General features: G+C 36.8%; 24 protein-coding genes. 13 read left to right on the plus strand and 11 right to left on the minus strand.

What is annotated here, in order from left to right:
• Window positions 1–20: 20 nt before the first annotated feature.
• A complete protein-coding gene (locus BJK46_RS01580) occupies window positions 21–1,625 on the minus strand; it encodes an L-lactate permease (protein WP_103263490.1) in 1,605 nt (534 codons plus the stop codon).
• A gap of 467 nt (window positions 1,626–2,092) precedes the next feature.
• On the opposite strand from BJK46_RS01580, the gene bioD reads away from it, so the two are divergent.
• The 5 genes from bioD to BJK46_RS01605 all read left to right on the plus strand — a co-directional run bounded on the left by bioD (window position 2,093) and on the right by BJK46_RS01605 (window position 7,233).
• Window positions 2,093–2,770, plus strand: a complete 678-nt coding sequence (bioD, locus tag BJK46_RS01585) for a dethiobiotin synthase (protein WP_065353946.1) — start codon at window positions 2,093–2,095, stop codon at window positions 2,768–2,770.
• Complete coding sequence (gene bioA / locus BJK46_RS01590) at window positions 2,760–4,112, plus strand: adenosylmethionine--8-amino-7-oxononanoate transaminase (RefSeq protein WP_037542091.1); 1,353 nt, start codon at window positions 2,760–2,762, stop codon at window positions 4,110–4,112. Before bioD ends, bioA begins: the two co-directional genes overlap by 11 nt.
• Before the next feature lie 2 nt (window positions 4,113–4,114).
• On the plus strand, window positions 4,115–5,236 hold the full coding sequence (locus BJK46_RS01595) for an aminotransferase class I/II-fold pyridoxal phosphate-dependent enzyme (protein WP_103263491.1): 1,122 nt from the start codon (window positions 4,115–4,117) through the stop codon (window positions 5,234–5,236).
• A 2-nt stretch (window positions 5,237–5,238) separates the two neighbouring features.
• Entirely contained in the window at window positions 5,239–5,931 is a 693-nt protein-coding gene (locus BJK46_RS01600; RefSeq protein WP_103263492.1) for a 6-carboxyhexanoate--CoA ligase, read from the plus strand.
• A 267-nt stretch (window positions 5,932–6,198) separates the two neighbouring features.
• A complete protein-coding gene (locus BJK46_RS01605) occupies window positions 6,199–7,233 on the plus strand; it encodes a family 20 glycosylhydrolase (RefSeq protein WP_103263493.1) in 1,035 nt (344 codons plus the stop codon).
• Here BJK46_RS01605 and icaC read toward each other — a convergent pair.
• From icaC to BJK46_RS01640, 7 genes are all read right to left on the minus strand, one after another.
• Window positions 7,230–8,288 (minus strand): polysaccharide intercellular adhesin biosynthesis/export protein IcaC, encoded by a 1,059-nt coding sequence (icaC, locus tag BJK46_RS01610; RefSeq protein ID WP_014612782.1) that lies wholly within the window; start codon window positions 8,286–8,288, stop codon window positions 7,230–7,232. The two genes, BJK46_RS01605 and icaC, sit on opposite strands and share 4 nt — an antisense overlap.
• Window positions 8,275–9,141, minus strand: a complete 867-nt coding sequence (gene icaB, locus BJK46_RS01615; protein WP_103263494.1) for an intercellular adhesin biosynthesis polysaccharide N-deacetylase — start codon at window positions 9,139–9,141, stop codon at window positions 8,275–8,277. The genes icaC and icaB overlap by 14 nt, the downstream gene beginning before the upstream one ends.
• A complete protein-coding gene (gene icaD, locus BJK46_RS01620) occupies window positions 9,125–9,451 on the minus strand; it encodes an intracellular adhesion protein IcaD (RefSeq protein WP_037542099.1) in 327 nt (108 codons plus the stop codon). Before icaD ends, icaB begins: the two co-directional genes overlap by 17 nt.
• Window positions 9,418–10,644: a poly-beta-1,6 N-acetyl-D-glucosamine synthase IcaA gene (gene icaA / locus BJK46_RS01625; RefSeq protein ID WP_101431304.1), complete on the minus strand. Its 1,227-nt coding sequence runs from the start codon at window positions 10,642–10,644 to the stop codon at window positions 9,418–9,420. The genes icaD and icaA overlap by 34 nt, the downstream gene beginning before the upstream one ends.
• Window positions 10,645–10,741: 97 nt before the next feature.
• A complete protein-coding gene (locus tag BJK46_RS01630) occupies window positions 10,742–11,623 on the minus strand; it encodes a helix-turn-helix transcriptional regulator (RefSeq protein WP_112424774.1) in 882 nt (293 codons plus the stop codon).
• Window positions 11,624–12,195: 572 nt separating this feature from the next.
• Window positions 12,196–12,720, minus strand: coding sequence for a DoxX family protein (locus tag BJK46_RS01635; protein ID WP_014612788.1), 525 nt, complete (start codon window positions 12,718–12,720; stop codon window positions 12,196–12,198).
• Between the two features lie 383 nt (window positions 12,721–13,103).
• A complete protein-coding gene (locus BJK46_RS01640; RefSeq protein ID WP_014612789.1) occupies window positions 13,104–13,730 on the minus strand; it encodes an FMN-dependent NADH-azoreductase in 627 nt (208 codons plus the stop codon).
• Between the two features lie 260 nt (window positions 13,731–13,990).
• On the opposite strand from BJK46_RS01640, the gene BJK46_RS01645 reads away from it, so the two are divergent.
• Both BJK46_RS01645 and BJK46_RS01650 read left to right on the plus strand, forming a co-directional pair.
• Entirely contained in the window at window positions 13,991–14,683 is a 693-nt protein-coding gene (locus BJK46_RS01645; protein ID WP_101457856.1) for a CPBP family intramembrane glutamic endopeptidase, read from the plus strand.
• Between the two features lie 261 nt (window positions 14,684–14,944).
• The gene (locus BJK46_RS01650) at window positions 14,945–15,361 is read left to right on the plus strand and encodes an Lrp/AsnC family transcriptional regulator (protein ID WP_014612791.1); all 417 of its coding nucleotides are present in this window, start codon (window positions 14,945–14,947) and stop codon (window positions 15,359–15,361) included.
• Window positions 15,362–15,445: 84 nt separating this feature from the next.
• On the opposite strand, the gene BJK46_RS01655 is transcribed toward BJK46_RS01650, so the two are convergent.
• The 3 genes from BJK46_RS01655 to BJK46_RS01665 form a co-directional block, all read right to left on the minus strand.
• Complete coding sequence (locus tag BJK46_RS01655) at window positions 15,446–16,873, minus strand: pyridoxal phosphate-dependent decarboxylase family protein (protein ID WP_103263466.1); 1,428 nt, start codon at window positions 16,871–16,873, stop codon at window positions 15,446–15,448.
• Window positions 16,874–17,135: 262 nt separating this feature from the next.
• Window positions 17,136–17,444 (minus strand): SPIN family peroxidase inhibitor, encoded by a 309-nt coding sequence (gene spn, locus BJK46_RS01660; RefSeq protein WP_103263465.1) that lies wholly within the window; start codon window positions 17,442–17,444, stop codon window positions 17,136–17,138.
• 374 nt (window positions 17,445–17,818) lie between these two features.
• Window positions 17,819–18,253, minus strand: coding sequence for an Hsp20/alpha crystallin family protein (locus BJK46_RS01665; protein ID WP_015729757.1), 435 nt, complete (start codon window positions 18,251–18,253; stop codon window positions 17,819–17,821).
• A gap of 440 nt (window positions 18,254–18,693) precedes the next feature.
• On the opposite strand from BJK46_RS01665, the gene BJK46_RS01670 reads away from it, so the two are divergent.
• The 6 genes from BJK46_RS01670 (at window position 18,694) to BJK46_RS01695 (ending at window position 25,633) form a co-directional block, all read left to right on the plus strand.
• Window positions 18,694–19,224 carry a YfiT family bacillithiol transferase gene (locus BJK46_RS01670; RefSeq protein WP_014612795.1) on the plus strand — a complete coding sequence of 177 codons (531 nt, stop codon included), beginning with the start codon at window positions 18,694–18,696 and terminating at the stop codon, window positions 19,222–19,224.
• Between the two features lie 247 nt (window positions 19,225–19,471).
• Window positions 19,472–20,962, plus strand: coding sequence for a catalase (locus BJK46_RS01675; RefSeq protein ID WP_014612796.1), 1,491 nt, complete (start codon window positions 19,472–19,474; stop codon window positions 20,960–20,962).
• A 215-nt stretch (window positions 20,963–21,177) separates the two neighbouring features.
• Window positions 21,178–21,501, plus strand: a complete 324-nt coding sequence (locus tag BJK46_RS01680; RefSeq protein ID WP_014612797.1) for a hypothetical protein — start codon at window positions 21,178–21,180, stop codon at window positions 21,499–21,501.
• Window positions 21,502–21,622: 121 nt separating this feature from the next.
• Window positions 21,623–22,069, plus strand: a complete 447-nt coding sequence (locus BJK46_RS01685) for a Dps family protein (RefSeq protein ID WP_014612798.1) — start codon at window positions 21,623–21,625, stop codon at window positions 22,067–22,069.
• Window positions 22,070–23,036: 967 nt separating this feature from the next.
• Window positions 23,037–24,413 (plus strand): sodium:solute symporter family protein, encoded by a 1,377-nt coding sequence (locus BJK46_RS01690; protein WP_103263464.1) that lies wholly within the window; start codon window positions 23,037–23,039, stop codon window positions 24,411–24,413.
• A 62-nt stretch (window positions 24,414–24,475) separates the two neighbouring features.
• The gene (locus tag BJK46_RS01695) at window positions 24,476–25,633 is read left to right on the plus strand and encodes an aminotransferase class I/II-fold pyridoxal phosphate-dependent enzyme (protein WP_014612802.1); all 1,158 of its coding nucleotides are present in this window, start codon (window positions 24,476–24,478) and stop codon (window positions 25,631–25,633) included.
• The last annotated feature ends 139 nt before the right edge of the window (window positions 25,634–25,772 follow it).

Consider the following 25,772-nt stretch of genomic DNA (forward strand, 5'->3'; position numbering starts at 1 on the left):
GAGCACTCTTTTTTGATATGTTATAAGAAAAATGTTGCGAATACGAATGCACTGATACCGACAAGTGCACAGTATAATAATGCAGGTCCGAGCGTTTTACGAATGACACTACCTTCTTTGCCTGCCATATTTACAACGGCACACACTGCTACGACGTTATGCACACAAATCATGTTTCCTGCTGCACCCCCAATAACTTGGGCGGCTAAGACAGTATACAGGTCAGCGCCAATCGCATCTGCAATGTTCGCTTGGACAGGTGCGAATGTTAATGTTGAAACGGTCGCACTTCCTGTAATGAATGAGCCAAGTGCGCCTAAAAACGGTGCGACGAATAGCCACATATCACCAAATGTATGCGCCATCCCATTCGCGATAAATTCAGGCATGCTGAGTAAATCTTTACTGTTGAGGCCTGAGTTACTGAAAACGTGTACCATCGCTAACGTGGCAATGAGGGTGAAACCTGTCACGCTAATTGTTTTGGCCGAATCTTTACATGCTTTTGAAAAGTGACGGAATGATTTACGTTGGATGAGAATCGCAAAAATGGCTGCGATAAATAAAATCGTTCCTGGTGAATAAAGTAATTGCCAACTAGATGAGATGGTTGGGTAACCTAAAATATGAGTCCAAGATAAGTCGAGTACAGTTGTTGTCAATGTTTTGACCGGTGCTACAATACGCGTTAATAATAAGAGTACGACTACGATTAAGTAAGGAGACCATGCAGCCAGTAAACTCATTTCATGTGGCTGTGATAAGTCTGACACTTTGTAGTCATCTGTTAAAGCTTCTGTCCATTCATTTTTAGGGACGAGCCAGCCTTTACGCGCAGTTACAACAGCAACGATTAATGTTGTCAATGAACTTAAAATGGAGACGAACTCAGGACCAGTAAGTGAAGCATAGATCCAAGCAACAATTGCGTACACGGCACCGATGAGTAATGTCCATGGCAAGATTTCTAATACGGCGTTTAATTTATTAGATTTCCCGAAGAAAATAATCATTGTTGTCACGATAATCAGTGGGATGAACACACCGCTGAATAAGTCAATTAATGTAATGTGAATCGCAGTTTCGGAAAATAGTTGCTCATTGGCCCTTTTTAATGTACTTAACCCGACGATGACGGGTGTTCCGACTGCTCCGAATGAAACGGAAATACTGTCGGCAATTAACGCAGTAGTCACACTTACAAGCGGTCTAAAGCCGAGTGCAACCATCAAAGGTGCAGTCACCATGGCAGGTGTTCCAAAACCAGATGCCCCCTCGATTAAAGAACCAAATAAAAATGCGACGATAATGACTTGGATACGCATGTCACTGGATACACCTTGGAAACTTGCATTGATACGTGCGACGGCATTCGTTTCACGTAATGTATTTAAGAGCGTTAATGCGCCAAATAAAATTAAAATGATCGTTAATGTTTTATGTGCACCTTGTAATAAAGATGCGCCGATTACACCTGCTTCAATGCCCCACACTGAAAAGCCTAGCAATGTTACGACGATCGCACTAATTGTCATCCCAACGAGCGCGGACATCCTTAACAAAACAAGACAAATAAATGGTGTGATGACTGCACTTAATGCAACAAGCATCAATAAAGTATTCATTTCTTGACCCCCTAAAGAACTTTCCCTTAATAGACATCTTATGACTAGATGACTGTATCGATTGAATTGTAAGCGTTTTTACTACAGATTGCAATCAAATTTTTTCGAGTATCTTTTTGTTTGTCACATTTCTGTCAATTTTTACTATTACACATAAATTTTTAATTCGTTTTTTCACAAAAAGAAACTAAAGCTAATCGTCTCATTAAAGGTTTAAACACTGTCTGTGTCATGAGTTGATATGTGAAAACTCATGTAAGCGTTGCATATATGAAAATCATTTATTTTGAGAGACTAATAATAATAGAATGTAACTTTTTTTGAGAATAAATGCGACACATCATAGTATCTGTAGTAAATATGGCCACAAATTTTAAATGTAAACTTAAATATAAAATATGTTTACAATGAGGTTTGAAAGCAGTAACATATGAACAGTATACAACGACAAGAATGAGGTGATAGCGATGAAATTGTTTATAACAAGTACGAATACGGATGTCGGAAAAACATACGTGACAACCCATCTGTATCATTACCTGACACGCAAAGGGTTAAAGGTGCATATTATTAAGCCATTTCAAACGGAAGTGTTACCTGATGGCAAGTACCCTGATTTAGAAAGTTATCAAAAAATGTGTGGTCTGTCGTATGCTGATACGTCTTTTTATATGTTTGCAGCACCAGTATCACCGCATTTGGCATTCAAGTTAGAACCACATCAACAACTAGATCGTATGGCAATTAAGGCATGGGTTCAGACTTGGCATGCGCAATGTGATGTGTTGCTCATAGAGGGCGCAGGAGGCATTGGGGTACCATTATATGAAGATGAAACGACATTTTATATGACAGCAGATTTCATTCGTGACGTCGCGGATGGTGTCATCAGCGTTTTGCCTTCACAGTTAGGGGCGATCAGTGATGCGCTCGTTCATCATCATTATTTGACGACGATGCAACTCCCTAAAGGATTATATGTAATGAATCGATACACTGATACACCCATTGAGCAGGATAACCATCAAACGATTGAAAAAATAACGGGACGTCATGTCGAAGTATTTCCAGAAGCAGGTACGGATAGAGATTTTTCTGAAACGTTGTTCGATCAAATTAAAGGAGTGATAACATATGAAACATGAAACTTTAGTACAGAAGGACCGTGATTATGTATGGCATCCTTTTACACAAATGGGCATGTACAATCAACAAGATCCTATCATCATTGAAAAAGGGAAAGGAAGCTATTTGTATGATACGAGAGGTCGCAAGTATCTAGATGGTTACGCGTCGTTATGGGTAAATGTCCATGGTCACCAAAATCGACAGCTCAACCGTGCGATACAGCGTCAACTGAATCAGATTGCGCATTCAACGTTACTCGGTTCATCTAACGTGCCGTCCATTTTACTTGCTGAACAATTGGTGACGATGACGCCTGAACGCTTACAAAAAGTGTTTTATTCTGATACAGGAAGTGCAGCAGTGGAAATTGCGATTAAGATGGCCTATCAATATTGGAAAAATTTGGACGCGGAAAGATATGCCAAGAAAAATAAGTTTTTGACGCTGCATCAAGCGTATCATGGCGACACAATTGGCTCGGTCAGTGTTGGTGGGATTGATACGTTTCACCGCATTTTCAAAGACTTGATTTTCGAGAACATTCAAGTGCCATGCCCGTCTTTTTACCATAGTGACTACCCATCTGAAGCAGCAATGGTGGACGACATATTAAAACAAATTGAGGCTATTTTACAAGCGCGTGCAGACGAAATTGTAGGCTTTGTGATCGAGCCGCTGATTCAAGGAGCAACAGGACTTTATGTACATCCAGAGGGATTTTTGAAAGCAGTCGAACAACTGTGTAGAAAGTACAATATTTTACTCATAGTGGATGAAGTTGCGGTCGGATTTGGTCGAACTGGCAAAATGTTCGCCTGTGAGCATGAAGACGTCCAACCTGACTTGATGTGTTTAGGCAAAGCCATGACAGGTGGTTATGTCCCATTAGCCGCAACATTAACGTCCCAAGCGGTGTACGATGCCTTTTTAAGTGATGCACATGCGAAACAGACCTTTTTCCACGGCCATACATATACGGGCAATCAAGTCGTTTGTGCTGTTGCGCTTGAAAATATTCGCCTGTTTCAAACACGTCATCTCATCCATCATATTGAAAAGACGTCGACTACTTTACGTAAATCTTTAGAGACATTGAGTGCGCATCCGCATGTAGGTAATATACGTGGGAGAGGGTTAATGTACGCTGTGGAGCTTGTAGAAAATTGTTCAGACAAGACACCTCTTGATATTGCACAAGTGGAGGCGATGATTGCGAAATGTAAGCAAGAAGGACTGATGATTAGAAATTTAGAAAATATTATCACCTTTGTGCCTGTCCTAAGTATGTCCAATCGTGAAATTAAAAAGATGGTTCGCATATTTAAAAAGGCATTACATCATGTTTTAAAGGAGCGTTAGTGATGGATCTTCAGCGCAAATTAGATGCAATCCAAGCTAAGGGTCAATTACGTCAATTGCGTGAAGTGGAAGCGGTCGATGGTAAGTGGTTAACGGTGCAAGGGCGTCGTTTTTTGAATTTTACCTCGAATGACTATTTAGGTTTAGGACAAATGACACACGCTGATGGGATGTCAGAAAAGGGACAAAAGCATCTCGCAAGTTCACGATTAGTGAGTGGTAACTCAGCACTATATACGAAGATTGAACGGTTGCTAAGCACACACTTTCATTTTGAAGATGCATTGGTCACGACGAGTGGTTATGATGCTAACTTAGCGGTAATGCAAGCTTTTCAAGATGAAACGGTGGTGGTGTTTTCTGATGAGGCCAATCATGCGAGTATTATTGATGGGATACGATTGAGTAGGCTTAAGAAAGTTATTTATCCGCACAATGATGTCGTAGCGTTGGAAAAAGCATTACTTCAATATCCTGAAACGTTGACCAAAGTTATCGTGACAGACAGCGTCTTTTCTACTGATGGTGCTTTCGCGAATCTCGACGCACTTGTTCAGTTAAAAGGAAAAATACCGAATATATGGCTCGTTGTAGATGATGCACACGCTTTTGGTCTTCGCTTGCATACACATTATTCAAATATTGATATTTTAACGACCAGTTTATCCAAAGGTGTAGGTGTGCATGGTGGCGCGATTTTATGTTCAGCACTTTTTAAACAAGTGCTCATTAATGTCGCACGACCAGTCATTTATTCTAATGCATTACCACAACTTCAGTTAGCTCAGCTATACGAAAATTTGAAAATAATGTTGGCACAACCTGAAAAGGCACACGTATTGCATCAATTAAGTGATACATTCAATCAGTTATATGAACGTGACTTTGGCGTGCCATACGAAGGTCACTCAAGGACGCCGATTAAGTGGATTTCTTTTGATGATGATCATGAGATCGAATGTGTCTATCAAGCGTTATTGGCACAAGGAATATGGGTGAGCTATTTCAGATATCCGACTGTCACACGGCCAATATTGCGCGTGTCACTTTCATTATTTCACGATGCCCATGATTTGGAATATTTGTTTGAGCAATTATTGCTTGCACGTTGCAAGGGGGTGTAATGATGTACAGTGTTAAAATGAGAGCGAATCAGGGGGGCGTTCATATCAGTGGCGCTGAAACAATTTGTGAAGCACAAAAGATTCCGGCAGTCTTGCAAACATTTTTTGACAAAGGATTTCAACATGAAAATGGTGATGTCGATTTTTTGAATTTAAAAATTGAAAAGGTTACGGAACCATTGCACACACTTGAGGCTTTACCGATTATTGAAGATACAACGTATACATTAGAGGCGTTGTGTGAAATGCATGGGATTACGAAAGAGGCGCTTGACAAAGGAATGGGATATATTTTTGATGACACGCAATATAGGGGGGCAATCATCGTCTCTGCTCAAACGGGAGTGCGTTTAGATCAAACAGGAGAAAAAGGTGTTCGGGTGACCCATTTTTGCTTTGAAGATTATGCGCGTATACCGCTTGTTAGTTCACGTATTCAAGATGCTTTGACGATAGCGACGTGTATTACAGCATTCGCACAAGTGAAAGGGGAATTGTGTGTATCGGATGATTTACATTACACGACAGGCTATTTTGCCTCTGCACACCGCGGTTATTATCGTTTACATCATATGAAGCCTACAGGTACACGTTTTGGCGGTCGCGTTATTTTTGTTGATGATGCCTTATCTATTGATTCTTATACTTCATTTTTACAACAGCAACCGAAACAAGTCATTCGCCATGAACAATAGCAAAAAGTGGTCACTTTTCTTTTGAAAAAGGGAGGTGACCCTTGTTTTTATATAAAAATATGCGTGGTTTGATTTCGATAAAGAGGGGAAATATAACCGGAATGGATTGCGTATTATGGGTGGATGTGTTGATTTGAAAAGTGACATATATTGTCTTTACTTCAATTGCGTAAACGTAATAAAGAGATAAAAAAGTAGACGTCGAGACACGATATTTCTGCCATCTTAACATTTCCCGGGAAAACATGCATAAAGGAGGTTGTAAAAATGAAGTGGGGGTTTTCAATAGGGTTAAGTTTAATGCTCATCTTCACAACGTTTCAAAGTGAAGCAGTCGCACCTAAATTTCAAAAAGGGGTGAATATTGATATTGCACGTAAAGATTATTCGTTGGAGACAATTAAAGAGATTGTTGATACGATAGCAAAATATGATGGGGACTATTTACAGTTGCACTTTGCTGACGATCAACACCATGCGGTTGATTTACCAGGCATGTCACCAATGAAGCGGGATACATTGTCATATGAGGAAATTAAAACGCTCATCAAATATAGCAATAAGCGTGACGTTATGGTAGTGCCCGATATTGATTTCCCGTCACATGCGGGTGCGTTGCTACAACAGTTGAAAAAACAAGATAAAGCTCGATATAAAACGGTCGTGTCCGATTTTAGTACGAACACTGTAGACTATTTTGATAATCAAGAAGCAGTCAAATGGAGCAGCGAATATTTAAAAGACGTGATGTCGTTGTTTGAACAGCCAAAATTTAAAGGAGAACAACGAATAGTTATTGGAGGAGATGAGGTGCCTGGAGCGATGGACCATCAAAAAGCATTCGTACATTTCATGAATAAATTAGCTGAAACAGCAAAAAATAAAGGCTACCAACCCCAAATTTGGAATGATAGCCTTACAAAGCAAGGTGTTCAGCAGTTAGATGCACATGTTTCTGTCTTATATTGGAATCAACACGAAGCCACACATCGTCAGCAAGCACATGTAGAGGATTTGGCAAAAGCAAATATCTCTGTGTTTAACTACAATGCATCAACTTTATATTTTTTACCATCGTCTCAACATTCTAAACAAACGATTCAACAGCAACAACAATTTATTGAACGTTATTATGCTGACAATCGATTTAATTATTTTAATGATGCACATCATGTCGTCGCCCAACCGAATATTCAAGGTTCTGCATTGTCATTTTGGGGTGAGCATGCGGAGACGTTGTCACAACAAGAAATACTCCAACAACTTCAACCACTCATCAAAACGTATTTAACCCAAAATTAAGACAGTTGAATATTTAAATTATAGGGCTGTTTGCCAATTGCGAATCGAAAAATGCGAAACTCTCGTAAAAATAACCCGATACCTATACAAATACCAAGTGTATAGAGAAGTGAAATCGCGATAAAAACAAATGTTAAATCTGCAAAGTTCAAAAAGTATTCATACAGTGTGCTCAAAATGATGGGATGGAACAAGTAAATGAAAAATGAAAATGCACTAATCAAGTTGATTGTACCTAACATCATTTGTTTGAAATGAAGACAGAGGCTTAGCAACAACAAGAACATCAGTGTATGGTATAACATCAAATTTTCATTAAAGCTTGTCACCCATCCATAATCATGCTGTTGAAATATAACAAACACGCCAAATGATAAAATCGCTAAAGTGATAATAATAAAGACGTATTGACGTAAAAAATTGATAACTGCATTATACCTCCTACCAATATAAGCCCCGAAAAAGAAAAAGAAAATCCAGCCGAGCATACATGTGTTTTCGCTTAATGGATAAATCGACATAAATTTTTCAGCAAATGCAGGATTCGTATCAAATTGATGTAAAAAACTAAACTGAATGATAAAGGAAAGAGCGAGCAAAATTTTACTATCAAATATTTTTGGGGATACTTTAAAAATGACATAGCTTAGTAAGACGAACTGCATAATGACGATAATAAAGTAACCGTGCCAACGTCCAAGCAATAAATTTTCGAACAGTTGATGTGTAAATGATGTTGCGGTAATTCTGCTCTCACTAAAACAATAAAATGTACCCACGATAAAGTAAGGCAGCAAAATGTATTTCACACGTGACCATATATAATTTACATTGACAGTTTCGTAATTTAATGTTGTCAACAATTGAGACAAGATAATAAAACTTGGTGTACCGAAAATGACAATATGTTGCAAATAATAAATCAGTTTCAGTTCAGCAAGATTACTCGTATCAAGATGACGCATAAATTCAGTGAAAATGTGCGTCAGAATGATAAGCATGCAGGTGAATGCTCGAAAATAGACGAGTTCTAGCTTTGTTTTACGACGCGTCATGATTGAAAGCACCCCATTTTTTCACTAATTCATTAAAAGCGTCCTGGCTCACTAAAATACGTGGAATATAGTAGTTTTTATCATCGACAGACATTGCCTTTTCTTCCAACGTATAACCATATGAGATACCACTATCTTTAATTATTTCTACCGCTTCATCGTTCACTTGCCCATAAGGATAGGCAATGGCTGTTTCTTTACGATTGAAATGTTGATCGAGATAATCATTGCTTGTTTGCAAGTCATATTTCAGTACTTTAGAACTCACTGTTAACATTTTAGATTTCGTTTTTTCTAATGAATGCAAATCATGTGTATGTGATTGAAAGGTCCATAAGCCTGAGCGTTCCATTTCTTCGAGTTCGTCTATAGTAGATAAATTCAAATTATGAAAGTTTTGAGCCCCAACTTCGCCAGTAACCACAAATCCTGTCGCAGGAACTTGATATTTCTTTAAGATAGGAAATGCATTTTTGTATATAGACTCGTCCATGTCGTCAAAATTAATCCAGACGCTTCGTTTCGGAAAGTGGCCTTCTCGTTTATAGCGAATCAACTCTTCATGCGTTAAAAAGTGTGCATCATGTGCTTTGAGCCATTTGATTTGTCGTTCAAACTCGGCTTTACTCACACTATAAGTTGAAATTTCTTTACTGTTAGAAAAAATGAATAAAAATAAATCTAAAAAATCATCATTTCTGATTCTATGGTAATTTAAGGCCAGTGCGGTTTTATCGCCGTCATCTTTAAGTTTGTGCGTTTCTGCTTCTGCCTGATTCGTTGGGAAAAGTGCCATAGCCATTGTATAGACGACACACCCTATGGCTATGAAAAGTTTAAAGAAATTTACCATCGTTAATGCCTTCTTTCTTATTGCGATATAGATGAACGCATATACTTGTAGTAAAAATCATTGTGATAATCACTATAAAAATCGCCATTTTTACAAAAATCTGATTCATTGAGTCTGGTTCAATATTGAGCACCGTTCGTATTAATAACACCGAATGTGCGCTAATACGTAATAATGAACCGATAATTAAAATAAATGCAATCAAGCAATAAAGCCACAATGAAATAGAGAAGCAAAAGATAATGACTTCTCGAATTAAATTTAATATGCTATGTTTCAATCTTTTTTTCCTCTGTCTGGACTTGACCATGTTGCAAATTCACCTTTCTTTCTGAGCAATGCTTTCGGAAATGCTAACATCGCCACAAGTGCATTGAGAACCCAATAGATAGTGGGGTACCAGCTTAAATAAAATAGTGTAAACATATTTTGTTTTTCATAACGTGAATCGATGATTAAAGACACCGTAAACTGCACAATATTGATAAACGTTAAAATAAGTGCGGATAAAATAATGATTGAAAAGTGATATTGAAGATAATAAATATCTAGAAAATTAGAATTCAAAAATGCCAACAATAAAGAAATGACAATCCAATACACCCAAATGAGCGAGAAAAACTGCTCGAATACAAGCATATATAAAGCGGGGTTCATCGATTTTAGTCCTTTTAAACCATCGCGAATGAGCACCTCTTGCCCACCTTGTGCCCACCGTATTCGTTGTTTCCATAAACCTGAAACTGTTTCGGGGACAAGCATCCAACAAAGAGCACGTGGCTCGTATTTAATGTGGTAGCCGTGTAAATGGAACTTCCACGAAATTGCGATATCTTCAGTAATCATATCAATATCCCAACGCCCTACAGCCTCAATTGCGCTTTTACGAAATAATGTAAACACACCAGAAATAGTGTTAATTTTCCCCATAATAGACTGGGCCCTTTTAATACTTCCGACCATACTGGCATATTCAATAGCCTGTATTTTTCCTAACAGTGCGCGTTTATTGCGAATACGCGGATTACCTGTAACTGCAGCGAGTTTTGGATTCTTTTTGAAATGTTCCAGCATAAAATACGGTCCGTCATTATCAATCATCGTATCCGCATCAATCCCCATTACATAATCATATGTTGCATATTTTAGTCCTTGATTTAATGCATTTGCTTTTCCATTATTTTCTGGCAAATCAACAAAAATAAAATCTAATGTATTTTGAAGTCGATAAAGCATTTCTGTCGAGTTGTCAGAACTCCCATCATTAATCACGATGATTTCTTTATTTGGAAATTCTAACGCTACAATACTTTTAATCGTATCAGCTATCGTATCAGCTTCGTTAAAACATGGAATTAAAAATGAAATACCGTCCTCCCCAATATTTTTATTCGGCGCCTTTTTTAGTCGTATTTCATAAAAAAGGGCATAAAACAGTGTGCCGACTATCCAATAAATAGACATAAATAAAGGATATAACAGCAGAATCAGTAAAATATCCATAACAATTAACCTCCTAAATCATAAGAGTGAAGGGAGGAGCGTTGTTATATATTGTTTAGGTAGATAATATGAATCAAATATCTGAAATCAAACTAAACTATTGTATTTCTTGAAATAAATAAACTTGGCAAAGTTGATTTATATGAGTAACAAATTTTTTGTATAAGCGAGGTGGACCAATAATTCTAATATGAGGACTGTGTAGGAGACATAATTCGAATGCTTCGATAAATGCAATATTAAAGATGACTGTATAAAGATTGTCTTTTTTAGAAATAATTTTATTCACTTCATATAAATCTTTAATATGTGACCATACAGTTACATCCATTTCAAGCGTTACTTCCATTTTATTGGATAAGGTTTGTGGTGCTTGATCATCGATTTCTACTTGGTGAATTCGTTTGATTTGTAAGTATTGTTCTTGTAAATCCATTCCCCGATATACGAGATACCAGTCTTCTTTAAAATGAATGACCTTAATAGGAAGTAAGCGTATCATGAATCCTTCTTCTGTTGTAATATTAAGCAATTGTCGCTCCTCAACCGCATGATATAACACGAGTAAAACTTTATGTGACATAAACTGGTTCGTACTTTTAATGGCTTTAAGATAAGTTTCATATTTTTGCTTATCATTCGGAAACAATACATTAATCATATATTTTAATGCTTCTTTCATACTATTAGGTATGACTGTTTTATTCGCCACTAAATAAATGAGTAAAATTTCAAGCCCTTCCAAATCTTTCATTTGATGGTTAGATTGAATAAGATAATTGTTATCTTTGTAGTTAAAAATAATATCCTTTTTCATCACCCATTCTTCATTGTCATAAAAATAATTTCTAATGGCTTGAATATCTCTTTTGATTGTCCTTTCATTCACATTGAATTCATCAGCTAAAAGTGTCTTGTCAATTTTTTGTTGATGAATTAACCGTGTATATATACTTAATAACCTATGAGCTCGTTTCAATGCCTCACCTTCTCTCTTTTACTGTATTATAAGTAATGCTTGGGACATTTATGTGTACAACTTAGTTTCAATTCAATGTCACTTTTTAAAGAATAGGTAACAAACACTTTACACGAATATCTTAAAGGACAAATTATGTCATCGTGATGTATATATTTAATAAAGATTGAGGCTTAATTATAAAATAAAGTGACATAAATACAGTGCTAATAGTAATTTAATCCGATATAAGTAACATACTATTACTAAATTTTGATGGACATATTGAATGGAAGAATCAGTGCGAGGTGTAGAGAAGCCGTTGAATTCTTAGTGAATGATGTTTCAAAAAATGGGACTCTTTTTAAGTAAGATAAATCTGTTGTGTTAAAGTGTTTGATGAAAACCCACGATATAATAGGCACGAATTAAGCGATAAATAGAGAGTTTAATAAATTTTTGAATCATTGCTGAAATTTGAAAGTGATGTATGGCAATGCAATATGAAAACATAAAAAACCAGGGCGTACTTGTGATATCATGCAGTTGAACTGCCACACAAGTGCGCCCTGGTTGATAGTCAAAATAAAAGTTTAAACGCTTGTATCTTTAGTTTCTGGATGATAGTTAAAGATGCTGAAAAACTTTTTGCTTAAAAGTGATTTTAAGAAACGATCCACGCCGAAGTGTCCACTATTGTAACCAGCGACAAAGATGAAAAATCCGATTAAAATATAGAGTGGATTGATTGAAACGGTTCCAGCGAATAAGAATAAAAAGTTTAATACTAAACCGATGAATGCCCCGATTGGAGTGAATAGGCCAAAAATTAATAGTAGGCCAACAACAATCTCTGAAATTGGTATTAATATATTAATAAATGGTGTCATCGGTAGCACAATATGTTCTAAAAACGAAGTGAATAGTGGGTATTGTGTACTACCATCCACACCTATAACAGGGTGAAGCACAGCGTTTTGTAGAAAACCACCAGCGTCGAACCCCTTGCCATTCGTAATTTTTCCTAGACCTGCCATAAACCAACCGTATCCAAGGTAAATACGGAAAATAAGCAATAAAATACTTGCTATAGTACTTTGTTGTAACCATCTAATCATTAGACATACGCCTCCTCATTATATTTGTAAATGCATTGAATTGTTCGTAAGTATACTTTTTATACTTCCGAATTTATTATATACAATCCTATCTCATTGCACAATATCAATGTGACAATGTTCACAAATTAGATGAATTTAATATCATTTATTTTTTATGTAACGGACAATAGAGGTATAGCTTAAAAGTGGGAAGTGAAGTTGACGGTGCAAATTTGAAATGTGATAGCTTCTTTCTAAATGGTTTGAGGGCAGAGGGGAATTACATTAATCATGTGACTAAAGAAATGCACCAGACAATAAAACATAAGCATATATTACACTACAAAAAAGACGCTTCCATAAAGGATATGGTAAGCGCCTTTTTAAGGTTAAAGTCAATATTAGAAGTTGTGTCCAAGTTCTTCAGCTTGACGAAGTGAATGTGCTTTAATTTCTTCACTACGTTCTGGAGCAGCATGATGTCCTTCAACAATAATTGTTTCATAAGAAGGTACACCAAAGAATGCCATCATTGTTTTAATGTAACGGTCACCGTGTTCTAGGTCAACACCAGGGCCTTCAGAGTAGAAACCGCCACGTGCTTGAATGTGTAAAGCTTTTTTGTCAGTTAATAAACCAACAGGACCTTCTGGAGTATATTTGAAAGTTTTACCTGCTACTGCAACTGCATCGATATATGCTTTAAGTACAGGTGGGAATGATAAGTTCCACATTGGTGAAACGAATACATATTTATCTGCATTGATGAATTCATCAACGATTTCACCTAAACGATTTACTTTTTTCTCTTCAGCTTCTGTTAAAGTTTCTCCGTTTTGTAATTTACCCCAACCAGTAAAGACATCTGCATCAATTTGTGGGATATCTTCTTTGAATAAGTCGATGTGTACAACTTCATCTTCTGGGTGCGCTTTTTCGTAAGTTTCTTTAAAAGTTTTACCGGCAGCCATTGAAGCTGAAAGTAATTCGTCAAGAGGGTGTGCTGTAATATAAAGTAATTTAGCCATAATTATGATTTCCTTCCTTTTTTCAAGAATTGATAATGTTATTATAACAGGTATAAAAAATATATCAACAAAAAAACCTCGAATTCGTAATTTTTTTTGGAATGCTTCGTGAAAGTTTCTATTTATGAGAAAAAAGCATCATAAGGACAGTGTAGGTTTAGTGGAGAAAGCAAATGGATCGGTGCATTATTGTAAAGGTGTACTGTTATTGGTATAGTGAATTGACGTGATTAAAGTGACACATATAAAGGAGTATTCACATGACAACTTTACCAACTGCGGGGAAACCTATTTATTATCGCGATTTTATCATTGTCCCTGTCTTTATTTTATTGCAATACACTTTTCCGTTATTAGCAGAAGAAGTTTTCCCGAATCTATTAGAGAGGCATTTTGATTATACGTTACAACCATCAGGCTACAACATTCTTTTTAATGTAATGATGTGCTTGGCCCAAGTGATTGTTATCGCCATTTTTATGTTGTTACATCGCCAACATGTTGTTGCTAGGATCAAAACGCAACTCATTGGTATGCGTCAACATTTGTGGCGTATCATCATCGTTTATTTATTGCTAGTTAGCTTTATTTTTATTTATCAGCGTGTCATTCCTCCAATGACGATACAGGATGATTTAATTACAATACCACTAAGTTTTGTGACGATTGGCATTTTAACTCCAATAGTTGAAGAATTGTTATTTCGACATCTCATTATTGGTGAACTCGGAAAAAAATGGGGATTTCGATGGATGGCGGTCGTTTCTATAATTGCTTTTGGTGCAGCGCATTTCCTTCATTTTACATCGATATGGACATTTGTCCCCTATATGGTTGGAGGGATTGCGATGACATACATCTATATCGCTTCAGGACGCAATATTTTAGTTGCAATAACGCTTCACATTATGATTAATTCAGTATCTCAAATTTTAAGTATGTTGGGCATTTGATACGTGTCTAAGTTTTTCATTTTTCTCATTTACGTGGGGGATCGTGTAAATAGGTCATTTCTACCTGTTGTGTAAAGAGATGAATGTGTATCAGTATGACAATTTAGTATAGAAAAGGCGATAAAGGGTATCATGTTAAAATTGAATGTGACAAGTTTCTATTTATATAATGAAAACAATAAGAGTAAGCACTGCAATGTTCACTTTGAAGCGAAGTTTTCGAGGTCATAGTCAATATTAATAGAGAAAGTAGGTCATTTGATGGATGATATTGATCTAAAAATATTAAAACTGCTAAAAACAAACGCACGTATGAAAGTGAAAACCATATCTTCTATAGTGATGTTATCAGAACCCAGTGTTAAAAATCGAATTTCTAAAATGATAGAGTCGAAGGTGATTCACGGGTTTAATGTAGATGTGAACTATGAAAAGTTAGGTTACATGATTGGTTTTTTCATGAAAGTGACCGAAATTAAAATAGCAATTTCAGAATTTGAAAAACGCCTTCAACAATTTTCGGATTTTCGAGAATACTATGCTGTGACTGGAACTGAAAAATATATCATACATGGATATACAAAAGATATTGCGAGTTTAAATGCGTTGATTTTGAAAATGGAACGTATTGCAGAATTCAACACATCTATCGTATTACATCAAGTGAAGAAGGATTGACATGAAACGTTAGAATCAAACATAAAGCATGGGGTGGGACAACTGATATCCCAGCCCCGTATATCACTTTTGTATTCTAGACCTTTAAGTTTGTGGCTGGCTTGATGCTTCTTGGACATAGTTATTTAGACGCTGTAATGTACCATCAATGTCAGCGCGTGTCGTTTCTGGATGAATTGTACAAAAACGAATAACACGGCGATGGCTTAATTCTGTAGTATACGTAGCGGCATAACCTGATTGTATGATACGTGAAGCAGCAAATTGCATCACTTGATCATTTTCTTCCGGTGTCTTAGTTGGATCTTCGTAGCGGATATTTATAATAGAAAGTTGTGAGGTTGTGACGATTTTCCAATTTTTCATCTGTTGAACTTGTTGTTCGACATAGCGCGCCATTTCTTGCCCATGTTCAATACGTCGTTTAATTTCATTTTCGCCGAGTACTTGTAACGTTACCCACAGCTTTAATCCGCGAGGCGGGCGTGTTAATTCTATACCTAGTTTTTCTGGGTCGATATGTTCATTTGTTGAAGTGATATCATCCAAATATTCTGCTGTAACCCCATAAGTAGACAGGAGATGATTTTTATTTTTAACGATAACCATAGCACAGCTGTATGTTTGAAATAACAACTTGTGTGCATCCCATGTGACACTGTCTACCTTGTCGATGTCTTTTAGTAATTTTTGACCTTCTTCAGTGAAAATGTGTGATAAACCAAAAGCCCCGTCAGCATGAACCCACATTTGATGTTGACGTGCAATACGTGTAATATGCGTTAAATTATCAATGGCGCCTGTATTGGTAGTTCCTGCCGTTGCGACAATCATAATAGGACGATAGCCATTAGTGATGTCTAATTCAATTTGTTGCTCTAAAGCATTAACGTCCATGGTATAAAAATCGTCAGTCGGAATATAGCGGAGTTGTGTTTGCGCAAAACCAGCAATGTGGAATGCTTTTGCGACAGAAAAGTGTGCTTGAGCTGTTAAATATACCGTTGCTTCAGACATTTGTGAGAGTGGAATCATCGCATCTCTACCCGCAGTAATCGCAGTCAACGTCGCCATCGAACCACCTGACACAAAGACACCGCCAGACAATGCGGAATCGAAACCTATTTCTTCACTTAAATAGCGAATTAAGCGATGTTCAATTGCAATAGGAAGTGGTGCATTCGCAAAATTTGAAGCGTGAATGTTGTGCGCACTCGTTAAAAAATCAGTAAGCCAAGATAATTGTGAAGCTGGTCCGGGAACAAACGAAAATGTGCGGGGATGATTCGAACGATAGTTATAATTTAAAACCTCGGTATGTAATAAATCCATCACTGCCTCAATACCTTTTCCTTCTTTTGGAATCTTCATATGTTGATATTTTGCTATCATGCTATCTGTTGGTTTGAGTGCGACAGGTAAATCTTTCATCTCTTTGTTTAATAAATTTTTAACTTCATTATAAATAATATGACGCCATTCAGAGCGCGTACTTTTGATGTCTCTGTCCATACGACTGCCTCCTCAATATGCTTGTTAGTTCATATGAATATGATAACGAAGCCATAAGGTATGATTCTAAAGAAAAGATGGACTGAATATTAAAAAGTTAGAGAGTAACATTGACAAAGGGAATCACCTTATTTTATGAAGTGAGGTGGGCGACCCACATTAAAAAATAAAGTGGCTGGTCATAAAAAAGCCATCACCTATAAATAGCGATAAGGTGATGGCATAATAGATTAAGCGTTAGAAAGTGTATAAGCGTTATATGTTAAATTAAATGATTGTATTTTGATGTGTCGAGACCGTCTTGTTTTGCTTTTTGAACGATGTCACTTACAGAGTTTAAACCTTGTTTAGCAAAATAATCTTGAAGTTGTGCTTTTGTTTGTGAGTCCGTATTTGGATTAATCAATACATCCACATACTGTAATTCATGAGCAAGTAATTTGGAATCATCATGTAAAACGATACCATTTTGTGCCGTCACTTGAGCGTGTGCCTCGTGTCCCGTGGCTGTGGCGAAAATTCCTGTCGATAAAGCGGCTACTGTTATACCAGCAATTAATGTTTTATTCATATTATACAACTCCTTTGTTTTGTTAGAACAACTATAACATAAAAATAGATAAATATTGCATTATTAAGTGTATTTAATAATAGTTAATATTTGTTTAATGTTTGAGCATATAAGTTGAACGATGTGATGAATATGATAACGTCAAAGTTTGTTTAATCTAACAAATAGGGTGTAGCCAAACTGTACAACGCTTTTCGTGTCATGGAATTTCAATGTAGTTTTATGAGTTAAGACGAACCGTAGATAATTCCTGGGGATATGAATGAACAGTAAGAAGATAAAAGCGTTGATGATATGTAAAAAGCGCATCATGTGAGGGGACAAGATGCGCTCAACATAGAAAGATTATGACATTCATATAGCAGTGTGATGTTTTAATCAATAGGAATGTCAGAGTTTGAAGAACGTCCTGGGGTGCGTTTGTTTAATGTCACATTTAACATGCCATTTTGATAAGAAGCTTTAATATTGCTTTCATCTACGTTATTAAAAGTAAATTGACGTTGCATACGACTGAAGTGGCGTTCTTGTCGAATGACGTGTCCTTCTTCATCTTCTTTATGATTTTTTACAGTGTTTTGTGCAGCAATAGTTAACACGTTGTTTTCAAATTTTAATTGAATATTTTCTTTATCCATACCGGGCAATTCTGCTTCTATCACGTAAGCATCATCTAGTTCTTTAATATCTGTTCTAATATGAGGTGTTGCAAATGATTCGTCTAACATGTGACGACCGAAATCTTTGAAGAAATCACTAGGTTCCATATTGAAAAATGAATGGTTAAAAGGTCTCATATCAAAAGCCATAATACATCTCTCCTTCATTACGTTAGTGTTTGAATAGCTCTAACGCGACTTTAAATTTTCGGAAATGGGACACAAAAATTTTGATGTTGTTGATATGGTATTTCGTTTTCCGACAGTTATCAAATCATTAATAAGTCGTAAATCTATAAATCGTAAGAATGAGGCTAGCAAAACTTGATATCCCAATCCTTCCTTGTAATTAAAGTATATATCAATAGTCAAAGTTAGTCAAGGTCAAAGATTGGGAGATAACTTTTGTTACTATTGCACTATATAAAGAGTGAAATAAAAACATAGTATACAATCGTAAAGGGTAAAAATAATAATAGGATTTAGAAAAAGAACAATGGGATATGCTTTTTGATTAGTCGTATCGAATTACATATGTAGTGTGAAATGATATGATTAAAGTGTCTTATACTATGAATGGAGGGGTCATTATGGATGTAAGATATCCGATTGGAAGGTTAGAAGTGCCAGCAACTGTGACGCGTAGACACATCGATTCTTGGCTAGAAGAAATTGCGCAATATATACAAAATTTAAGAAAAACAGTAGCAAATTTGAGCCAAGAAGATTTGCAGGCGACCTATCGAGAGGGAAGCTTTACGGTACAACAACTTGTCCATCATATTGCAGACTCACAGATGAATATGTTTCAGCGGTTAAAATTGGCCTTGACTGATACACATCCTAAAGTGTCCAATTTTGCCCAAGATGAATGGGTCAAGTTGGCTGATTCAGATTTACCAATAGAAGTATCTATCCAAATGCTTGATGCGATTAATCAACGTGTCGTTGCAATAGGTCAACATTTAACAGAAAAAGAACTGGCAAGAGATTTTGTGTTAGAGGGCAGTGGTGCAACAACGGTAGGGGAAACAGTTGCAAAGTTATCATGGCATGCACGTCATCATCTTGCACATATTCAAATTGCTTTAGGAGAACTAGAAGTGAATGATGCACTTTGACTTTTTAACTGATGATAGAGGTATCTAGTTGAAAATGGAGTAAGAAGAGAAGAAGTGATATTTTTAAGTTCTTTCATCTTGACATAAATCAGCTATAGTTATTTCGATGTTGATAGGACGGCGTTTAATGAATGTTTTAAGTTGGTAAATAACAAAATTTTTTAGTTTTTTAGAGGAATCACTTTGTAATTAGTTTAAACTAATGGTATACTAAATTAAAATAATTCTAATCTAGAGGTGTGAATATATGAACAGAGATGAATCAAAATTAACGGGCTTATTTGGCCATCCTGTCAGTGACCGTGAAAACTCGATGACTGCGGGTCCACGTGGTCCTTTATTGATGCAAGACTGGTACTTTTTAGAACAAATGGCACACTTTGATCGTGAGGTTATTCCTGAGCGTCGTATGCATGCGAAAGGTTCAGGTGCGTTCGGTACTTTTACTGTAACAAATGACATTACAAAATATACAAACGCGAAAATCTTTTCAGAAGTAGGTAAAAAAACTGAAATGTTCGCACGTTTTTCTACAGTAGCTGGTGAACGTGGAGCAGCAGATGCAGAACGTGACATCCGTGGTTTCGCATTGAAATTCTACACTGAAGATGGGAACTGGGATCTTGTAGGTAATAACACACCAGTATTCTTCTTCCGTGATCCAAAATTATTCGCAAGCTTAAACCATGCTGTTAAACGTGACCCACGTACTAACATGAGAAGCGCCCAAAATAACTGGGATTTCTGGACATCATTACCTGAAGCCTTACATCAAGTCACTATCTTAATGACAGACCGTGGTATTCCAAAAGGTTACAGACATATGCACGGCTTCGGTTCACATACTTATGGCATGATTAATGCTAATAATGAACGTGTTTGGGTCAAATTCCACTTCAGAACACAACAAGGTATCGAAAACTTACAACCTGATGAAGCGGCAGCAATAATCGCAAATGACCGTGAATCTTCACAACGTGACTTGTACAATGCCATTGAGGAAGGTGACTTCCCTAAATGGAAAATGTACATTCAAGTCATGACTGAAGAACAAGCGAAAAACCATAAAGACAACCCATTTGACCTAACAAAAGTATGGTACAAAGGAGAGTATCCTTTAATTGAAGTAGGAGAATTCGAATTAAATCGTAACCCTGAAAACTACTTCATGGATGTTGAGCAAGCAGCATTCGCACCGACAAACATTATTCCTGGTTTAGATTTCTCACCAGATAAAATGTTACAAGGTCGTTTATTCTCTTATGGCGATGCACAACGATATCGTCTAGGTGTAAACCACTGGCAAATTCCAGTTAACCAACCAAAAGGCGTTGGCGTAGAAAATATTTGTCCATTCAGCCGTGACGGTGCAATGCGTTTCTTAGATGGTAACCAAGGTGGCCAAACACACTACTATCCAAATAGTTATGGTGCACACCAAAGTCAACCAGAATACAAACGTCCACCACTAGAAATAGAGGGCGGGGCGTATGAGTATGATTTCAGAGAAGACGATGACAACTACTTCGAACAACCAGGTAAATTGTTCCGCCTACAATCACCTGAACAACAGCAACGTATCTTCCAAAATACTGCAAATGAAATGCAAGGAACAACTGATGAAGTAAAACGCCGTCATATCAAAAACTGTTACCAAGCTGACGTAAACTACGGTACAGGTGTGGCCAAAGCATTAGGTATGGAAGATCAATTAGCAAGTATTATCGCTGAAATCTAATGTCGACCCATTAATCAATAATTAAATAATCAAGCTGTGATCACCCTTACAGCTCCCGTTTAACACACGGTATCATTAAAGGCGATTGATTTGATAGCGCGCACATACTGCATCTTGAAGACGATCGCCTTTGATGCGCCGTATATGATCCACTGTCTCACACACGGTAAATCATATGCGCGATTGTTAAATTTAAAATTCGAGAGGTTTTTGAAATGATATTAGATAGAATCAACCCAGACGACTTATTTCCAACAGAACATATTGAAACGTCTGTATTAGGGATCATGCCTTATCAAATGAAAGACATGACAAAACGTTTTGAAGCAGCATATGTTGCGACAAATGAACGTCTGATTTTAAATGTGGATATGGATGGTCAATTTTATTACCGAAATATCCAATTTAGTGAAATCAAAGGAATTAAAACGATAGATAATGCGTTGGAAATCACATTTGACTACGGCGTATTCACGTTAGAAGAGAGTGACGCTGACAAAGTGAAAGCGATGTCGGAGTATTTACACTCTAAAATCTAAATGTGAAGAACACATGAACATTTCGCTGTTCGTGTTTGAGTACAACCTATATCGGTTAAAATATACATGTATAATTCAATAAAAATATAAATGAATGGAAGCTAGAAAGGTGAGATTATAAATGGCTCAAGGCAGAGAACAAGTCGTTGAAGACTTAAACTTACAACTATCAAACTTCACAGTATTATGGACTAAAATTCACAACTATCATTGGTACGTTAAAGGTCACAATTTCTTCGCATTACATGAAAAATTTGAAGAACTTTATAACAAAGTGGCTGTCTATGTAGATGAAATTGCTGAGCGTGCACTTGCATTAGAAGGTAATCCAGTAGGTACAATGAAAGAAGTTTTAGAAGTTTCAAGTATTGAAGAAGCTGAGAAAAATATTTCAGCTGAGCAAATGGTTGCACAATTAGCTACAGACTTCGAAACAGTGGTTAAAGAATTAAAACAAGCGCAAGGTAACGCAGAAGACGCTGGCGATGATCGTTCAGCAGACATGTTTATCGAAATTGCGACAGAATTAGAACATAACATTTGGATGTTGAAAGCTTATATTGGTTAATTTATTTGGTGATTTGAGACTCGAGTCGTCTTGAGATAGTGTAACTATTTCAATGATGATTCGAGTCTTTTTTGTTTTATCACCAAATTTTTATTTTGAAGTTGGAGATAAAAGCTTGAAAAATTGAAGAGATGGGACATCAGAAAGCTGAGAACTTAGGCTAGATACTTCTATTAAATGAAAAATGAAATAAAATTTAAGTTAAATATAATTATACGTAAAATTTAAATTGGACTATAAAATGAGGGGGTGAGAAAGTTAGATGGATGGTGGCTAACTTAGTATAAAGTGAGGTGATGCCTACGCACGCATCAACGAAATCTTTAAAAAGGAGAGGCCGTGAATAATCAATGTGATAGACGTGCGCATGCTGATCTTTGCTTTCGGTAATTTTATCGTAGCGCGCATCTATTTAGTCGTTTTTATTGCTATTAATGTCAAAAAAATAACCATTTCTAACTTTGGACGAGTTAAATGGTTATTTTTTATATTTAACAAAGCCATCGTCTATTTAACGGTCTCATTGAGGTAATGCATATGGTGTGCGTTGCCTTTTATCTATATAAATTACTATATGTCTCCCTGCTTGTCTATTTTATAGTATAAGAATTTCTTTTGTCGAAAACGATTAATACTTTACATTTGATGTATAAAGTTTATAATTTTTAGAAAATAAAGAAATATGACAAAGGGGTAGATTTTAATGTATCAAAGTAAAGGGACATTGCCGTTATTACGGTGCTTAGATTCTCAGGCTAGCTATGAGAATACTTGACGTGGATACATGGGAAAAGAAAGGGGGTTGTAGGGCGAGAGTAGGGTGTTTAACGATCGCCCGAAAATGTATGATTCACAAACTTAAGATGACACTCGCGCGAAGGATTATTCTGAAAATGATGGGGGTTTCGGTAATGCATCACCATGTACAAAAAGGATAAACAACAAAACACAAAGCGAGTTGATTAAAATGAAAACAATAGATTTTATAGTATTTATCATTTACTTTGCAGCACTCATTTCAGTGGGTATCATTGGTGTATTAAAAACAAAATCATCTGAAAAATATATGGTGGCTGACCGTAATTTAGGGCTATGGATGTTGTTTGGATGCCTAACAGCTGTATTTTTAGGTGGTTCTTCTACTATCGGAACTTCACAATTAGGCTATGAAATTGGTCTTTCAGGCTTTTGGTTTGTATTTTCACTGGGTGTCGGTATTACGATATTTGGCTTGTTTTTACTTGATCGCATTATGGATTTACAAGTGATTACGATTAGTGAACTGTTATATCGATTATTTGGCCATCGTGTAAGAGTGATGGGCGCAGTCGTTACAGCAATGTATACGCTTATGATTTGTGTGACACAAGTCATTGCGATGGGTGCCGTCGTGTCCCAAATTTTTCATTGGCCTATGATGACAGCGATTCTTGTTGGTGGGAGTATTGTCTTTGTGTATACGATTCTAGGAGGCATGTGGACACTCTCGATTACTGACGTCATTCAATTTTTAGTGATGACTATAGGTATTTTTTGTATTATGTTGCCGATGAGTTTACATAGTGTTGGAGGATTGACGACATTAATTGAACAACTGCCAGCGTCACATTTAAGTTTTTTCAATATCGGTGTTGGGGAAATTGTGAATTACTTTGTGACATATACACTAGGTGTCATGGTTGGACAAGACATTTGGCAACGTTTCTTTACAGGGAAGACGAAGCGTATCTCAAAGACCTCAGGAGTGCTGGTGGGTTTCTATAGTGGACTTTATTCTATTGTGATGGTCATTGTCGGCATGTGTGCGTATGTATTATTTCCAAACATCCAAAATACGCAAAACGTATTCGCACATATGGCTTTTGAAATATTACCGAATGGCTTATTAGGGATCGTCTTTGCTGCTTTAATTGCGGCGATTATGTCTACAGCATCAGGGACATTACTTGCATCAGCTACGATTATTTCGAATGACTTGTTGAAACCTTATGTTTTTAAAAATATGGAAGATCATCAATTTTTAGGGCTGACACGTTTGACTACATGCATTCTCGCAGTCATTGCAATAGTCATTTCGATTTGGGTGAAAGAAGTTCTCGTTGCGATAGATATTGCCTATGCGATTTTGACAGGAGGTATCTTTATGCCAGTCGTTTTAGGCTTATTCATGAAACGCATTACACCACAAGCGGCATTTTACGCCATTATCGCAAGTGTAATCGTCATTTTTATCGGTATCGCCATCACAGGACCACAATCTACTGCGACAATATTTTATGCAATACTTGTTAATGCTATAATATTAATCATCATGTCTCAATTTCAGCGTAAAAGAGAAGCATAAAATGTGGTGTTGAAGTTATCTATCTTGCACCATACACATATTATTAAGGAGGCATCTATGAAATGGAGTTATTAAACAATCATATTAAAGACATTGAGGTACCTGGAACACGTCAGTTTGCGAATAAGGTTGATCAATACCCAAACTGTTTAGATTTAACACTCGGGCAGTCTGACTTCCCTGTTGCTTCATATGTGCAAGACGCAATGATTCAAGCAATTCAAGAGGGGCGATTGAAATATACACACAATAAAGGGTTGTTGGAATTACGTACCGCGATTTCAGAATATACAGCTGAAAGATTTGGTGTAACATATGATCCTGAAACAGAAATTGTCGTGACTAACGGGGCATCAGAAGGGATTGATGACATCTTACGAACGATTTTAAATCCAGGAGAAGAGGTCATCTTACCGGGGCCAACGTATTTAGGGTATGAGCCGATTGTCAAACTACAAGGTGCTGAGGTGAAATGGATTGATACCTCACATACCGGTTTTGTGCCGACTGCTGATGCGATTAAGGCGGCCATCACACCTCAAACGAAAGCGATTATGTTTAACTATCCGACGAATCCAACTGGGACGACATTATCATATGAAAATATTGCGGAAATTGTAGCAGTATTGAAAGAGACGAATATTTTCATTATTACGGACGAAATTTATAGTGAAAATGTATTTGAAGGACGACATCGTTCATTTATGGAGTTTCCTGAGATTCGCAAGCAACTGTTTGTCGTGAATGGTTTATCGAAATCACATGCGATGACGGGTGCGCGTGTTGGCTATGTGCTCTCGACCCCTGAATTGATTGAAGAAGTGACGACCGTCCATTTATATAATTCAATTTGTGTGGCGACACCTAGTCAATACGGTGCGATTCGTGCATTGAAAGAAGGGGCTGCCGATATTGAAAAGATGAATGCCGCGTATCGTGAACGTCGTGATTATATTTACCAACGTTTGACAGATATGGGCCTATCAGTCACATTACCACAAGGGACATTTTATATTTTCCCGAATGTGTCGGCGTACGATCAAGATTCATTCCGTTTTTGTAATCAATTGTTAGAACGTGAACAGTTGGCCATCGTACCGGGCAAGTCATTTTCAGATTTTGCAGAAGGTTATGTACGTTTATCCTTTGCATGTGACATGCCAACAATCGAGGAAGCATGTAATCGATTGGAACGTTTCTTATCATATTATCAAGCATAACAATTATTAAAGCGCGTATGGGATGATGGTTTATCTCATGCGCGCTTTAACTATGACAAAATAGAGATGCGAGCGTGAAAGATCTCAACTCGACTGTGCAATACAAAGAACACCCAGTATCATTTGATAGACGTATATG

This window comes from Staphylococcus pseudintermedius (assembly GCF_001792775.2).
Taxonomy (GTDB): domain Bacteria; phylum Bacillota; class Bacilli; order Staphylococcales; family Staphylococcaceae; genus Staphylococcus; species Staphylococcus pseudintermedius.

Excerpts from the sequence above, each read along its gene's own strand:
- BJK46_RS01580 (WP_103263490.1), bottom strand. The coding sequence starts at position 1,625 with ATGAATACTTTATTGATGCTTGTTGCATTAAGTGCAGTCATCACACCA.
- bioD (WP_065353946.1), top strand. The coding sequence starts at position 2,093 with ATGAAATTGTTTATAACAAGTACGAATACGGATGTCGGAAAAACATAC.
- bioA (WP_037542091.1), top strand. The coding sequence starts at position 2,760 with ATGAAACATGAAACTTTAGTACAGAAGGACCGTGATTATGTATGGCAT.
- BJK46_RS01595 (WP_103263491.1), top strand. The coding sequence starts at position 4,115 with ATGGATCTTCAGCGCAAATTAGATGCAATCCAAGCTAAGGGTCAATTA.
- BJK46_RS01600 (WP_103263492.1), top strand. The coding sequence starts at position 5,239 with ATGTACAGTGTTAAAATGAGAGCGAATCAGGGGGGCGTTCATATCAGT.
- BJK46_RS01605 (WP_103263493.1), top strand. The coding sequence starts at position 6,199 with ATGAAGTGGGGGTTTTCAATAGGGTTAAGTTTAATGCTCATCTTCACA.
- icaC (WP_014612782.1), bottom strand. The coding sequence starts at position 8,288 with ATGACGCGTCGTAAAACAAAGCTAGAACTCGTCTATTTTCGAGCATTC.
- icaB (WP_103263494.1), bottom strand. The coding sequence starts at position 9,141 with ATGGTAAATTTCTTTAAACTTTTCATAGCCATAGGGTGTGTCGTCTAT.
- icaD (WP_037542099.1), bottom strand. The coding sequence starts at position 9,451 with ATGGTCAAGTCCAGACAGAGGAAAAAAAGATTGAAACATAGCATATTA.
- icaA (WP_101431304.1), bottom strand. The coding sequence starts at position 10,644 with ATGGATATTTTACTGATTCTGCTGTTATATCCTTTATTTATGTCTATT.
- BJK46_RS01635 (WP_014612788.1), bottom strand. The coding sequence starts at position 12,720 with ATGATTAGATGGTTACAACAAAGTACTATAGCAAGTATTTTATTGCTT.
- BJK46_RS01640 (WP_014612789.1), bottom strand. The coding sequence starts at position 13,730 with ATGGCTAAATTACTTTATATTACAGCACACCCTCTTGACGAATTACTT.
- BJK46_RS01645 (WP_101457856.1), top strand. The coding sequence starts at position 13,991 with ATGACAACTTTACCAACTGCGGGGAAACCTATTTATTATCGCGATTTT.
- BJK46_RS01650 (WP_014612791.1), top strand. The coding sequence starts at position 14,945 with ATGGATGATATTGATCTAAAAATATTAAAACTGCTAAAAACAAACGCA.
- BJK46_RS01655 (WP_103263466.1), bottom strand. The coding sequence starts at position 16,873 with ATGGACAGAGACATCAAAAGTACGCGCTCTGAATGGCGTCATATTATT.
- spn (WP_103263465.1), bottom strand. The coding sequence starts at position 17,444 with ATGAATAAAACATTAATTGCTGGTATAACAGTAGCCGCTTTATCGACA.
- BJK46_RS01665 (WP_015729757.1), bottom strand. The coding sequence starts at position 18,253 with ATGGCTTTTGATATGAGACCTTTTAACCATTCATTTTTCAATATGGAA.
- BJK46_RS01670 (WP_014612795.1), top strand. The coding sequence starts at position 18,694 with ATGGATGTAAGATATCCGATTGGAAGGTTAGAAGTGCCAGCAACTGTG.
- BJK46_RS01675 (WP_014612796.1), top strand. The coding sequence starts at position 19,472 with ATGAACAGAGATGAATCAAAATTAACGGGCTTATTTGGCCATCCTGTC.
- BJK46_RS01680 (WP_014612797.1), top strand. The coding sequence starts at position 21,178 with ATGATATTAGATAGAATCAACCCAGACGACTTATTTCCAACAGAACAT.
- BJK46_RS01685 (WP_014612798.1), top strand. The coding sequence starts at position 21,623 with ATGGCTCAAGGCAGAGAACAAGTCGTTGAAGACTTAAACTTACAACTA.
- BJK46_RS01690 (WP_103263464.1), top strand. The coding sequence starts at position 23,037 with ATGAAAACAATAGATTTTATAGTATTTATCATTTACTTTGCAGCACTC.
- BJK46_RS01695 (WP_014612802.1), top strand. The coding sequence starts at position 24,476 with ATGGAGTTATTAAACAATCATATTAAAGACATTGAGGTACCTGGAACA.